Source organism: Sphingopyxis sp. BE259 (assembly GCF_031457495.1).
Taxonomy (GTDB): Bacteria; Pseudomonadota; Alphaproteobacteria; order Sphingomonadales; family Sphingomonadaceae; genus Sphingopyxis.
This window is the reverse complement of the sequence record NZ_JAVDWM010000001.1, coordinates 737467-750421: the sequence shown is the minus strand read 5'-3', so window position 1 is coordinate 750421 and position 12955 is coordinate 737467. Positions and strand designations below refer to the sequence as shown.

Genomic DNA, 12955 nt, shown 5'->3' with positions numbered 1-12955 from the left:
GTGCGCTGCGCGGCCCAAAACAACGCGCGGCCCCTGGCGCCGCCTGCCGGCGCCAGAGCACGCCCATTCAGCCGCGATCGAATTCGCCGCAGCAAATTTGCGAAGTTCAGCTCTTGTAACGGATGACGTGCCGCGGCTCGCCGCACAGGCCGCAGGGTTCCCTTAGCCGTTCGAATCCACCGACGCCGCCGACGGTACTCGTCGCGACGCTAGCCTGCGTAATCGAAGAAAGGTCGAGGCGATCAGTGATGCATTCGTCGCAGAGAGGCGTCCCGTCCATTCGGCGGACAAGAGACTCGACCCGTTCGGCAATTGTTGAACTTCTGACCATTGGATCGCCGTAAACGGGGATTGGGATTCGGGAAACTACTTACGCGCTACCGCAGGCTCTGGCGGCTTGCAGGCCGACAAGTTCTAGTTTCTTGGGATGAAAAGGAGACGCCCCTCCTTAAGGCGCGAGTTTGATAGAGAAATCATCCTTCGGGCGCCTCAACGCGTCGCCGCTCCACGCAGGGACAATTATTAGCCCGCGCTTCCTTAAGTCGTTAGCGATGTCACCGAGGGCGCCGTAAGTAACCGCGCAAAGATCCAACACGCGCGGCCAGACATCTTTCCATTTCAAATCGTCCGAGCTTTCCGACAGGATTTGAAGCATCGTTGACCGCGCGGCCGCCTCGCCTTGGGATATTTCGCGAGCGCTTCGCTCGCCCGGTTCCATGGCAGACTGGCCAGCAAACATGTCGTTCATTCCGCTTGCAGCCCTCCGCGTCTCCGCCTTTTTCGCCGATTTGTAGGTCGCTTGTGTCTCGAGAGACTTTCGGTGTGCGTCACGGAACACCTTGATGCCGGCTGGGTGCCGAGTCAGGTAAATGAGCTTGTACAAGGGCCGATCGACCGCCGTCTCGTCGACGGTTAACGCCGGCGCGAATTTATAGTCCCCCATGCGCCGCAACGCTTGGCGGGCGCGCTCAGAAATGGCCGCTTCTCTTTCGGATCCGCGCAGTTCAGCGAACTCGGCTCTCCAACCGCCATTTTCTTGCAGATCGCCGAGCCATCCTTCGAGTGTCGGCATCCGATCCTGTGATCCCGCAAAGCGGTTTGCGAATTGGAACATGAAATTCAAGAGAACTTCCGTTCGATCCGGCGAGATCAAGCATTGAAACTTCCGAACGTCAGGAACGCCTTTGGGGTCTATGACGACAAACCGGAAGGCTCTTGCGGGAATGGCGGTCGCGATTGCGGATGCGTGATCCTCGGCCTGACCCAGGTGACAATGTGTTTCAACGTCAGGAAAGCGCTTCACGGCGTCGATTAGCTCTGCAAAATTCCCGGGATCTTTCTCAACGAGGTGAGCCACCATGGTCACTTTTCGGTCGAGTTCCGCTTGCTTCGCCTTGGCTTCCGTCATCCTGCGAAGGGCAATTCCAAACGATGTGTCCGAATAGTCGCCGCTCTTTGACTGCCACGGCCCGGCAAAGAGATCGACATATGTGAATTCGTTTGCCCAACTTACGATCTTGGGAATTTGCGCAGGCATATAGGTATCGAGGAACGTGTGCTTCACCAGCGCCTGTTCCCGACCGTCGTACCAACGCGGATCGAGCATTTAGCCGGCCGCCCGCGTCAGGCGCGGCCACTCACTCCACTCGCGGCCATCAAGTTCCCGCCCGCCAGACTTTGGTCGAAATCCGCCCCATTGTTTGAAGAAGAATGGCACACGCTGTTCTCGGCACGCATCGCGTATCTCCCGTGCCCACTCGATCCGCATCACGCGGGCATTTGGACCGCTTTCGCCGCCCGCGATGACCCAATGTATGTCCTTCAGGTCGATGGGCCCCACAGAGCCTATGAGAGGTTCTACCGATAGAAAGCGGACTGCGGATTTGGCCGCACGAAGGTGGGCAACCCGCGCAGCGCCTTTCTGGTCTTCGACGGATACGCCTGTCCATATGTGGGCGGGCGGCCTCCTGTCGGCATAGCGGTCATTCATATAGTCCCGAAGCCTCGGGCTCCGCTTGGTCAGTATCTGGTACGTGTGCCAATCAGCCGCCTCCATTGTGTTGAATACCCGATCAATGAAGGATGTCGGAATAGCCTTATGGAAGAGATCGCTCATCGAGTTTACGAAAATCATCCGTCCACGACGCCAGCGCAGTGGCTGATCCAAGCGCTCGGGCCGGAGGGTTAGATCAAACCCATTTTCGAAGGGATGGCCCGGCACTCCACGGAACCGTTCGGAGAAGCGCGCGGCATAGCAGTTATCGCATCCAGCGGTGATCTTCGTGCAACCTGTGACGGGGTTCCACGTAGCGTCGGTCCACTCTATCGCGCTGTGATCAGCCATTGTCGTTCTGCTTTGCCCCGTCTCGAAATGATTAGAAAACCGAATTTTCGTGCAGATGAATCTCACAGAATCTGTGCAAATGGAATCCAGTTTTTGCACTCGGGGATTTGGGCTCTCTTGTTGAAGGCTAGGAGTCCGGGCCCAATGTCATTCCATCTGTCCGAAGAGTGCAACATGCTTCGGACACGACTGTCTGAAGTTTGCATCATGGTTCGGACACAATCGTCCGAAACAAGCTACATGTTTCGGACAAATTTAAATGGACATTGTCCGAAAGATGTATCATGCTTCGGACATGTTGGGGAAATCGTCCGGAGCCGACGATGATGTGGCCAGGAACATCATGCGCCGAGTAAAGCGAAAGCTGGGCCAAGCATGGACCCCGGCCGACTTCAGCGACCTCGGCAACCGGCAGGTCATCGACAAGAATTTACAGCGTCTAACCAAGGCTGGCGAACTCCGCCGCATCGATCGCGGGCTTTACGATCGCCCCGTCCACAACGAACTCACGGGCAAGCCCTCGGTCCCCGATTATCGCGCGGTCATCGAAGCGGTCATTCGCCGGGACCAGGCCCGCATGGTTGTCGACGGCATGACCGCCGCCAACGACCTCGGCCTGACGACGGCTGTACCGGCGCGGATCGAGGTCTTGGTGGATGCGCGGCTGAAACCGATCACGCTCGGCAACCAAGAAATCACTTTCAAGCACGCCGCTCCGAGCCGGCTCTATTGGGCGGGCCGCCCCGCGATGCGCATCGTGCAGGCACTCCACTGGCTCAAGGATGTGATCGACCGCAGTGAAGAGGAGCGCATCCGCGTCTATGACGCGCTCTCGGCGATATTGTTGGACCCGAGGCACGGCCGGACCCTTCGCAAGGACTTGAAGGACGGCCTCGCCGCACTTCCGATCTGGATGCAGGACTTCCTCCGCGAACTCGTCACGCCGGCCAAGGTGCGGCGCGCGTGACCCGCGCCGGCTACCAGCAGATCATCAGGTCGAGGGAAGCCGATCGCCGGGACCTGTTCCTGTCGGCCGCGAACCGGCTTGGCACGCCGCTCGGCAACGTCGAGAAGGATTTCTGGGTCTGCTGGACGTTAGACCAGCTTTATCATGAGCGCAGCGCCGACCAGCCGCGGCTGCTCTTCAAGGGCGGGACCTCGCTCTCGAAGGCGCACGGCCTCATCAAGCGCTTCTCCGAAGATATCGACGTCACCATATACAGGGACGATCTCGGCGAAGCCGCGAGCGTCGACGAACTCGAAGCTTTGTCGCGCAAAAAGCGTGAAGCGAGACTCGACGCGATCCGGGACGCCTGCAGCACCTATATATCGGGTCCTCTCCAGACTGATATCGCGGCGCGGCTCGCCGAGGCCACGAACGGTGCGGGACGCGTCGAGATCGACAAGGGCGACCGCGACTCCCAGACGCTGCTAGTCTGGTATCCGTCGCTCGAACATGACGAAGCGAGCTATATCAAGCCAGCTGTCCGCATCGAATCGGGCGCCAAGTCGGCGCTCGATCCGAACGGCAAGGCCACGGTCACGCCCTATGTCGCCGAAGAGCTGCCGGACCTAGATCTTGCGGTTGCCGATGTGACGACGATCGACGCCGAGCGGACCTTCTGGGACAAGATCGTCATCGCGCACGGGCTGCGCAGCTGGTTCGATCGCCGCGGCGTCCTCAAGAATGAGGGCCAGCGTATATCGCGCCACTATTATGACCTTCACTGCCTTGCGGATACCACGCTTGGCCGCGAAGCGATGGAGAAGGATGAACTTGGCGCCGACTGCGTGCGTCATGCCCGCATGTTCTTCAATCGACCTGACTTCGACCTCGCCTCAGCGGCGAAGGGAAGTTTCAGCCTCGTGCCCGCCAAGGAGATGCGCGAGGCGCTGCGGCGCGACTATGCCGCGACCGAGGCAATGATCTTCGGCAAGGCGCCAGACTTCGACGAAATCATCGCAACCACCGAGAAAATCGAAGCCAAGGTGAACGGCCGATGATCGCCGGCATCCAACTGGATTCGGAACAGAAATTCCTATCCGGATCGCAGAAAGTCTTGCGGTCTTTAAGGAATACTGCAGTTTTGGGGCTAAACGGCGGCGATATTCATTGCCGACTCGCCCTGTGTTTCGTAGCGAAAGCGAATCATTGCGCCCTGCCGGCCCGGCAGGGCGCGTTCGATTCGCGAGGAGGACCCATGAAAAATGGTATAAAGTTACTCGCGGACAATACCTACGGACGTGTAGAGATTTCCAATCGTAAGGAATTCAAGCACTTCAATCTTCGACCATCGAAGAAGGCCGTCGAAGAAATTGAGCGGCTCGAAGAGCTGACGCTCGCGGCAGAACAGCGACTCGGAAATTTCGTCGTCGGCGCGAACCGCGGCTGATCGGGAGGCAATCGCTGAATGCAGGCTCAAATCCAGGTAGGACCCCTGCTCGGCGAAGACGACTGGACTGAATTGGTCGAATTGGTGGGGGCCGACGAGTCCGCGCTGCTGCAACAATTGCTACGGGACTACAGGGAGGCGGGCGCGAAGGCCTATCTCCTCGAGCGGGCCTATATCGACCGCGACTTCTCAGCCGCCTATTCGGCCTTCTATTCGACCCTATTCCATCCCTATCTCAAATATTGCCAGCGTCTCCACTTCTTCGGGTGTGACCTTTCGTATCTCGGCAAGGTCGATAGTCCCGAAGGCCTGTCGCGCGAGGTCGCATCCCATGACGACGACTATCTCGGCTATGTGGTGCTGCGTCCCGTTTCCCACGCGCCGGTTGCAGCGGCGGTGATCTCGGCAGCTGCGATTGCTTCCGACCCCTCGACGATCATCGACGTAACGGCGGATTATCCCGTTCACCTCGTCGGGGCAGATCTTACTGTCACGGGATTCCCGCTCACCCAGCAAGACACGCGCGTCGGCGCTTGCGCGCAGGCGGCGATCTGGATGGCAGGACGCCATTTCCACCGCGCGCATGGCGGACCCTGGTTCTCGATGCCTGACATCAATGATGCCGCGCTGAAGCCCACCGACAATTTCGTGACCCGCTCACTTCCCGCCGGATCGGAGTTCCTGAGGCCCGACAACATAATCCGGGCGCTACGGGCGATGGACCGTCATCCGGTCTTCGATCTCGGCAAGGCCGCGGTCGAACAAGGGGTCGGCATCAAGCCTCTGCATGAGGTGATTGGTCGTTATCTCGATTCCGGCATCCCAGTGCTGATCGGGCTAAAGGGCCGGGACGGCGCGACGGTCGGCCATGCTGTCGTTGCCATCGGCCGGGTGATGCGCGAACGCGGCGATGACGACCTGCCCGATGACCCGACCTCGGCCGAACTGATTTCGCATCTCATCGTCGCCGACGACCAGAGGGGGCCGGTCTGCCGCCTGCCGGTCTACAAGGACGACGCGCTGGAGGCGGGCGCGCCCGGTGCCTATCCGTGGACGCTCGAAGAGGATGCGGTTTATTCAGTGACGCCGCTGCCCGGGAAGGTGTTCATGACCGGCGAAGTTGCCGAAACACTGAGCCGCGACTTTCTTGCGAGCTGCGTCGAGCGCATCGAAGAGTATCGCGAACTCGCCCGCATGCGCGCCGGCGAAGGCAGTGCTGCACTCGGCAAGGCGATCGCCGTCGATCCCTCCTTTTTTGCGGTTTCGCCTTCAAGACTCGTGGCGCGGACCTATCTTACCTATGGCTGGCGTTATAAGGGCAGGACGCTCCGCAATCGGCTTCCCGATATCTTCAAGTTCGAAATCTTCCGACACCAATATCCACGCTACGTGTGGGTGACCGAATTCTCGCTTCCCGACGATCTTCGCGGTTTCGACCAGTGCCAGCGGAAGGTGCGTGCCCATGTCGTCGTCGACGCGACAGGCAGCAAGTTCGGCGAGAGCATGCTGATCGTCCAGGTGCCCGGGCTTTCGATGTTCTGGACGTTTGACGCCGACAGCCCGACCCAGACTTATAACCTCATTTTCCGGACGACCGACGAAGCCGAACCCTTCCTGCCCAAGGTCCGCAATTGGCCCGACTTCGACCAGTGCGAAGTGCCGGACGCCGGGTCAGATTCGGACGCCAAGCTGGCTTAACAGGCGGCGCCACCACGATCCGCTGGTCGGCGCCACGCGCGTCTCCTCCCGTTCCGTTTCTGACTGCCTTGCCGGCGCCGGACGTCGAACATCGAACAGCGGGTCACCGGTCTCGCATGCGCCATGGTGCCGACATGTTTGCCCGGCGACCGCCTTTAAGCGATTGCTTGTCGCGACCTGATGACGATTGCCATCATATTCGAGGTAGACGCTGGCGACGGGTTCGCGCATCCACGGCAGCAGCAGTTGCATGACGAGGCCCACGGCCAACGACGCCAGCACGCCGTTCGGCCAGACCACCTGCGGTTTGCCGCCGGCGGCGCCATATTTCTGCGCCTCTTGCTCAAGCCGCGCGTCGGTGAGAACGCCAAGGCACCAGAGGCATGGCCCGCCCGGGGAAGACAGGATGACCTGGCCGCCGATCGCGAATTGATCGCCGAGGTCGTGAACGTCCATGCCCATATCGATACAGGGGATCATCATCCGGCGGCAGAAGGCTTCGAGTTCGCTCCGTTCGCGGTAGGAATCGACGCCGCCGACGATGATGTCGCATTCGGCGAGCGCCTCGGTTGCATCCTGCCACCTGCATGCAAGAGCAAGGAAACGCGGCGCCGCGACGAGCCCGCGCACCATTCGTTCGGCGACATCCGCTTTCGGCGTCGCGTTCTCGGCGTCGGCGGCGGTTGCACCGACGAGGCGGTTGAGATTGCTGTCCTCGACGATATCGGGATCGACGCAGACGAAGCCCCCGATTCCCAGATGGGCGAGCTGCTGCACCACATGCGAACCGCCGCCGCCGAGGCCGACGATGCCGATCGTCACGGCGCGGAGCCGGGCGTCGCTGTCCGGCCCCAGAAAATCCTGCCGGTCATAGCGGCTCATGACATCGCTCCTTCCATCCAGAGGGTGGCGCCGACCGCGGTGAACCGGGCAATGGGGAGCGGTCCCTGACCACGCGCAAGCCAGAGGTCTCCCGCTATATTGTCGGCGCTCAGCACGATCGCGCCATGCGGTACATGTGCGGCGACGTTGAAGAAGTCGGGCACGAACTTCGCATTCTCGCGAATGTCAGTGCCGCTGAACCCGGGACGGCCGCGATGTTCGTGCATATGGACGTGCAGCGCCGCAGTCCGCGACTGGTAGCTGCGCTGCAGCGCCTTGCGGATTGCCTTTGACCCCATCATCGCGCCGACGCTCGGGTCGTCGATATAGTCGGCGTCCTCGACCGGGTGATAATCCTGCGCGAGGAGAAATAGGCTGCCATCGCCGATGCGCGACACGCCCGCCGAAATCCAGCCAACGCGCTCATATGCGAAGGCGTGACGCCGCCTCAAGTCGCCTCGAATGGCGTCGAGAAGCGGGGCGCGGATCTTGAAATGGACGTTCACCGGAAGGCCGCCAGATGATTTGCAAGGATGGAAGTCCATGGCTGTTCTGCCTCGATGTAGTTCCAGGACCAGCAAAACCAGTTCCGGGTGAAGAGATTGTGCTGGGTCCAGTTTGCGAGATGACCGGGAACGGCGGCGTTAAGGAAGAGCCGCGTCTTATAGCCGCTATGCTCGTGAGGGCAGAGCAGCGCATCGCGCGTCACCGGTCCCGCCCGCGTCGCGATCACCAGCCCGGGCAGATGGACGAAGGTACGGCCACCTTCGACCAGCGCGACCGCATCCGGGTAGATGGCCTTGATGCGGTCGAACTGATCTTCGGCATTCACGAGGAGCCGCCCTGGCGAACGTGGCTGACGAACTTCATGCGGGCGATCACGCGGATCGCCTCGCCGGGCTGCAGGGTGCGGAAGCTGCCCTGCTTGTCGACGACGTCGAGGTCGAGATCAGCCGATACGCCGAGCGCGTCCTTCAACGTTTCGGTCGTATAGTCGCCGGCGAGGATCCGGACCTTGTCCCCGTTGAGGTCAACATTGACGTAACGCGGTTCGTCCGAGCGGTCGGCAGTGTAGAAGTGCTCGACCTCCTTGCCCTTGAGGGTGACGCTCTCGGTATCCTCGACGAGGTCGTCCCTGCCGCCCTTCGGGTCGAAAAAGATATCCTTAGCCGCCGGCACTAGCGCGAGAACGCGGAGTTCCGCGCCGCTGATCTCATCCTTACCCCAAGGGAAACGGCGCCCGTCGACGACAAGGAAGAAGAGGCGGTCGGCCTTCACCGAGCTGAACTCTTCCTTGCCGCTCGCGCGAAGGTCGATTTCTTCAGCGAGGTTGATGTCTTCGAGCAACCCGTCGCCCTGGCGATAGAAGAGCAGATGCTCGTCGACCGGGATACGGCCCGCGATTTCGAGCAGGTCGCGGCCCTTGACCAGTGGGTCGCTCAGCAGATGTTCGACGCCGTCGATCGTGATCGCAAAGCGCCCAGACATGGAATTCTCGTTCGTCACAACATTTCTCCATACGAAGGCACTTGCGCCTTGTTGACGTTTTCGACATGATGATCGTGTCGATAACGCTAAAATAGGAAACATGTCGTTTATGTCAATATATTCATCGCGAAATCGCCATGACCGATAACAGCGGATCAGGTGAGATTTTCCGGGCCCGGCTTGCAAGTGCCCGTGATGCAAGGAAAATCAGCCAAGGCGACCTAGCAAAAAAAACTGGCCTCCCGGCAAGTTCGATCTCGCATTTCGAAGGTGGCGGTCGCAAACCCTCTTTCGACAATCTGCTGAGGCTCGCCGACGCGCTCGATGTTACGACCGACTATCTGCTCGGGCGCAGCGAGGATGTGGGCACGTCCGTGGCTGCGCAGAAGCTCCAAAAGCATCTGGACGGGTTGAATTCCTATGATCTCGATATTGCAGAGAAGTTCATCGAAGTTCTCGCCAGCAAATCGACGAAGCCACCCGGGTAGAAGGTGCGAAGTGTAAGTTGCGAGCTCAGGGCGTCCGCGGTCCATCAAGCCGATAAACCGGAACCGTTGAGGTCATTGACGGCTAGGGAGCGGCGTTTCCCGACCAGAATCCGATCCGTTACCTACGGCTTCGGCGACCTCAAGCCGCTCCGGACCGACCTCCCGCAGGTGATCGGGGTGAATCATGATTGGATGCTCATATCGTGATGCAAGCTCCTCCATGTACTCATAGAGATCGGGGACCATCGGCCGCACGTCAATTGGTCGAAAGGATACCGAACTGTAGACGCGCTGATCACGCGTGGTGGGCTGAAGTTCAATCTCAACGCCGTAGCTAATGCCGTCGCCCGCGAGCTCGGCACTGTTGAAGTAGATCGCCTTTAAGGCGCCCCCATCCCCCGCGATTGTATCCGTGTCGAATGCGAACCGAGCCTCTGGCTTTGCCCGAAGAAGCAGATCCGCAGCCAGCTGGATCCAGCGGCTGTCCCACAGGTCACCAATCGCGAGGGAGGCCTTGGATCGCACGCCGGCCAGTTCAAGCAACCGCCGCCAATCGGAGGCGATCTTGTAAAGCGCCGGCAGGTCCTCGACGTCGGGGCCGGTTAGCACATTGCTCATAGGCAGTTTGATCGGGCCAAAGCGACCGTCGTCACCGCTCATTACGATTGCACCTTCGCCCGAGGCGAGGTTGGCCATTGCGCGGAGCAGCATCACGAGGTCGTCGAGCGTCCGGCCGCCCTGCTCGAAGATGCCCTTGGTCTCGAAGCCCGCCTCGCGCTCATGGAACAGGAAGCTGAAGTCGGCGTGACGGATGAGCATCCGCAGGCGCGCGTCGAAGGGAGGCGCGAAGAATATCTCGGCGTGGAAGGTAGCAGGCGGGGTCAGTGGCGCGCCGGTCACCACGATCTCGCAACCACCGGCTGAGGGAGGCGAAAGCATGATCTCCTCAACCGCGTTCAGCATGTCGTGATCATAGGGCACCGGCATATCGAAGCGATTGTCGAAGGCCTGAATAGCCAACGGCTTCAGCGGAACCATGCCGAGCACGACGCGGGTCAGCTGCTCGTCGCTGTCCGGTCTGAAGAAGACGTCGCCGACGATGCGGTCATCACCGTAACCCAGTTCCGCGAGCTGGCCGAGCTTCTCGGCTGAATAGGCGGCAGGATCTGGGCCGCATGCCCGTTCGATCGCTGCGCGAAGGCCCTGCGGCGTTACCTCAAAGGGGTGGCCGAGCTTGCGGTAGTCGAAGGAGATCGACTGTCGGTTGATATCGCGGTTTCCGATGAATTGCTCGTGCCTCAACCTGCGGAGCAGTTTCTCAAGCGGCTTGCCGAGAAGATGGACGACATAGCCCCTGATCGGCGTGCCATCGGGCCTCATCCTGAAGACGATGATGACCGCGGGAAGCGGGCTTTTCGCAAGCAAGTCCGCGGCGGACAATCGCAGTTGGACATTGCCAGTCCCGACCGACTTCGTGGCCTTTAGCTGGACATGACAGGTCGTCTTGCTGCGCTGGTCCAGGATGCCGTCCTGCATAGGCAGGTCCACGACGAAATCCCATCCCGAACGGTCGCGGTCACTCTTGTTACAGACGATAAGCGCGCGCGGGCAAAGATAGATGAAAAGCCCTTCAGCCGCAGCGCCGAGTTCATCGTTAGGAAGATCCAAGACGACGGGAACGCCATCGCCCTCGGCCCTCGCCTCGCCTTCCGAACCACCCATTACTGCCACAGATCCTCCCTCCGCTGCGTAACTACGCGATACGTCCCGAATGCCAGGCGCGCCTTGTGCGCTACAACCCCCCGCGCCCCATCGCCAAGCGCCTCTGCGACCTGAGCGCGCGTCGCGGGGCAGTCGGCGCCTACGATGACCTCCCGCAGGACTAGGTCGCCATCGAAGCCGCGATACCAGATCCGGCACGCATCATCATAGGTTTCGAGGTCGACGATCATGCGCACTTCATCCTCGTAGGTCCAATGGACAAACTTCACGTCCAGCGCTTTCAGCACGAATGATCCCATGTCGAACCCGGGCGCATCGATGACGGTGGCATCGACGGCGGCGCGGGACTTCCGGTACTGCACATCCCGCAGCAGCCGGTCAGGCACGTCGAAGCCCAGGCACAACCCGCGGTGATGGTCTGCATAGTGGCTCCACTGAACCGGGTTGCGCCAGCCTCGGCTGAAGCACAGCATGCCCCGCCGCTCACCGAATTCCTTTCGGGCCTTGCCCAAGGTGGCGCGGAGACCACTATCTTTCAGGTTCAACGAAAGCATCTCGAACGGGTCATTCACGTCAGCGAGAGTCGCGACTTTCAACCGCCTTCGGGCGATGTCCTGGAGACCGTATTCGCAGTTGACGAAGTGGTAAACGCGCATCGCGCTAGAATTGCCGAGAAACGGAGTGCCAGCCAATAGCCAATTGGGCCGAGTCCATGAATGACCGCTTTCGGATCCGCGCTTCTTTCACTTGGACAGCGACAAACAGGCGCAAAGCCGACATACAAAAAAGGCGGCCTAAAAGGCCGCCAAAGTTGAATGGAGGAGCCCTCCTTTTGGGTCGCATCGGGGCGCATACAGCAGCAAAAAATGCACGCCATCGAAATCAGTATTCCGTAACGGAATTACGCGTGACTGATGCATTGGCGCAACACAAAATCACTTTAGCCAGAGTTCTGACACGTATCTTGCATCGCCCCCCCCCCCCCGCCATCGGTTAACGACCGTCGCAGCAACTCTTCACCATACGCGCGATGCGGATCGAATTTCCCCGACTATCGCAGCTCCCGTTCGACAAGCAATTTCGTCGCTGGTTTGCGCCGCAGCGCCACGATCAACGCACCGAGCATTGCCAGCCCGCCGCCGATAGCCATCCGCATATCGAAATGATCGTGGGTGATCAGCACACCGAGCCCGATCGTCGCGAGCGGCGTCATCAATGTCAGCGGTGCGAGCAAGTTCGCTTCATAGCGGTCGATGAGGTGGTAATAGACGGAGTGCGCACCGACCGACACGATCAGCGCCGTGAATACGACAGCGGCGACAAGCGGCCGTCCAGTGGTCGTCGCCGCCGTCCATTGACCGTCTTCAAGCAAGATCGAAGCGAGTGTCAGAACGGTCGCCGACACCAGTCCCACCCAGGCCTGAAAGCGGAACGGTTTGACGCCATCAACCTGCTTCATCAGCACCGCGCCAGCGGCGCCGGCGAAGGCGCTGGCGGCGACGAACCAGAGCCCCGTCGAAAGCGAAAGTCCACCGGGCCGCCAGGTCACGATCAGCACGCCGACCAATGTCAGCGCGATGCCCAGTCCGCGGCGCTAGTAGATACGCTCGCCGAGCACCAGCACCGAGAGCAGCATGGTAAAGGGGACACCGAGCTGCAGAATAATCGCGGCCTCAGAAGGTGAGACAGTCTGCAAACCGACGAAAAGTAGTGAAAAGCTTCCGCCGCCCAGGCACAGGGCGATGGCAACAATCCGCCATGCCGGCCGCGGCATCGGCAGCAACCATGGCCACATGACCATCGCGACGACCGCAAAGCGTAGCGCCGCATAGAAAAGCGGCGGGACCGCCCAGTCCGTTACTATAATCTTGCTCAGGACATTGTTGAATGCCCAGATCAGGCACACGGCGACGAGAAGGAAGAAGTCACGAACGCGCATG

The 12955-nt window shown here is 60.4% G+C and carries 15 protein-coding genes; 5 read left to right on the top strand and 10 right to left on the bottom strand.

The window, feature by feature from the left end; all coding sequences use genetic code 11:
• Positions 1–448: 448 nt before the first annotated feature.
• Complete coding sequence (tcmP, locus tag J2X44_RS03620) at positions 449–1606, bottom strand: three-Cys-motif partner protein TcmP (protein ID WP_310087968.1); 1158 nt, start codon at positions 1604–1606, stop codon at positions 449–451.
• Positions 1607–2344, bottom strand: a complete 738-nt coding sequence (locus J2X44_RS03615) for a phage Gp37/Gp68 family protein (protein WP_310087967.1) — start codon at positions 2342–2344, stop codon at positions 1607–1609.
• A 295-nt stretch (positions 2345–2639) separates the two neighbouring features.
• Here J2X44_RS03615 and J2X44_RS03610 point away from each other — a divergent pair, with 295 nt between their 5' ends.
• Genes J2X44_RS03610 through J2X44_RS03595 form a run of 4 tightly spaced genes read left to right on the top strand, consistent with a single transcriptional unit; the run spans position 2640 to position 6435 of the window.
• Positions 2640–3311 (top strand): DUF6088 family protein, encoded by a 672-nt coding sequence (locus J2X44_RS03610; protein ID WP_310087966.1) that lies wholly within the window; start codon positions 2640–2642, stop codon positions 3309–3311.
• The gene (locus J2X44_RS03605) at positions 3308–4348 is read left to right on the top strand and encodes a nucleotidyl transferase AbiEii/AbiGii toxin family protein (protein ID WP_310087965.1); all 1041 of its coding nucleotides are present in this window, start codon (positions 3308–3310) and stop codon (positions 4346–4348) included. The genes J2X44_RS03610 and J2X44_RS03605 overlap by 4 nt, the downstream gene beginning before the upstream one ends.
• Complete coding sequence (locus J2X44_RS03600; protein WP_310087963.1) at positions 4345–4737, top strand: hypothetical protein; 393 nt, start codon at positions 4345–4347, stop codon at positions 4735–4737. The genes J2X44_RS03605 and J2X44_RS03600 overlap by 4 nt, the downstream gene beginning before the upstream one ends.
• Before the next feature lie 18 nt (positions 4738–4755).
• Positions 4756–6435: a hypothetical protein gene (locus J2X44_RS03595; protein ID WP_310087962.1), complete on the top strand. Its 1680-nt coding sequence runs from the start codon at positions 4756–4758 to the stop codon at positions 6433–6435.
• Here the strand turns inward: J2X44_RS03595 and J2X44_RS03590 are convergent.
• The 4 genes from J2X44_RS03590 to J2X44_RS03575 are packed head-to-tail and all read right to left on the bottom strand — an operon-like array spanning position 6409 to position 8805.
• Positions 6409–7317, bottom strand: coding sequence for a ThiF family adenylyltransferase (locus tag J2X44_RS03590; protein ID WP_081933209.1), 909 nt, complete (start codon positions 7315–7317; stop codon positions 6409–6411). The two genes, J2X44_RS03595 and J2X44_RS03590, sit on opposite strands and share 27 nt — an antisense overlap.
• The gene (locus J2X44_RS03585; RefSeq protein ID WP_037557217.1) at positions 7314–7823 is read right to left on the bottom strand and encodes a hypothetical protein; all 510 of its coding nucleotides are present in this window, start codon (positions 7821–7823) and stop codon (positions 7314–7316) included. The genes J2X44_RS03590 and J2X44_RS03585 overlap by 4 nt, the downstream gene beginning before the upstream one ends.
• Positions 7820–8149 carry a hypothetical protein gene (locus tag J2X44_RS03580; RefSeq protein ID WP_037557218.1) on the bottom strand — a complete coding sequence of 110 codons (330 nt, stop codon included), beginning with the start codon at positions 8147–8149 and terminating at the stop codon, positions 7820–7822. Before J2X44_RS03580 ends, J2X44_RS03585 begins: the two co-directional genes overlap by 4 nt.
• Positions 8146–8805, bottom strand: coding sequence for a multiubiquitin domain-containing protein (locus J2X44_RS03575; protein ID WP_052182452.1), 660 nt, complete (start codon positions 8803–8805; stop codon positions 8146–8148). Before J2X44_RS03575 ends, J2X44_RS03580 begins: the two co-directional genes overlap by 4 nt.
• A gap of 137 nt (positions 8806–8942) precedes the next feature.
• Here J2X44_RS03575 and J2X44_RS03570 point away from each other — a divergent pair, with 137 nt between their 5' ends.
• Entirely contained in the window at positions 8943–9293 is a 351-nt protein-coding gene (locus tag J2X44_RS03570; RefSeq protein ID WP_037557219.1) for a helix-turn-helix domain-containing protein, read from the top strand.
• Between the two features lie 72 nt (positions 9294–9365).
• On the opposite strand, the gene J2X44_RS03565 is transcribed toward J2X44_RS03570, so the two are convergent.
• The 4 genes from J2X44_RS03565 to J2X44_RS03550 form a co-directional block, all read right to left on the bottom strand.
• Positions 9366–11015 (bottom strand): hypothetical protein, encoded by a 1650-nt coding sequence (locus tag J2X44_RS03565; protein ID WP_310087959.1) that lies wholly within the window; start codon positions 11013–11015, stop codon positions 9366–9368.
• Entirely contained in the window at positions 11015–11671 is a 657-nt protein-coding gene (locus tag J2X44_RS03560) for a DUF2971 domain-containing protein (protein WP_037557221.1), read from the bottom strand. Before J2X44_RS03560 ends, J2X44_RS03565 begins: the two co-directional genes overlap by 1 nt.
• Positions 11672–12066: 395 nt before the next feature.
• Entirely contained in the window at positions 12067–12573 is a 507-nt protein-coding gene (locus tag J2X44_RS03555) for a DMT family transporter (protein WP_197411480.1), read from the bottom strand.
• Positions 12574–12609: 36 nt separating this feature from the next.
• Positions 12610–12954 (bottom strand): DMT family transporter, encoded by a 345-nt coding sequence (locus J2X44_RS03550; RefSeq protein WP_197411479.1) that lies wholly within the window; start codon positions 12952–12954, stop codon positions 12610–12612.
• Position 12955 lies beyond the last annotated feature (1 nt).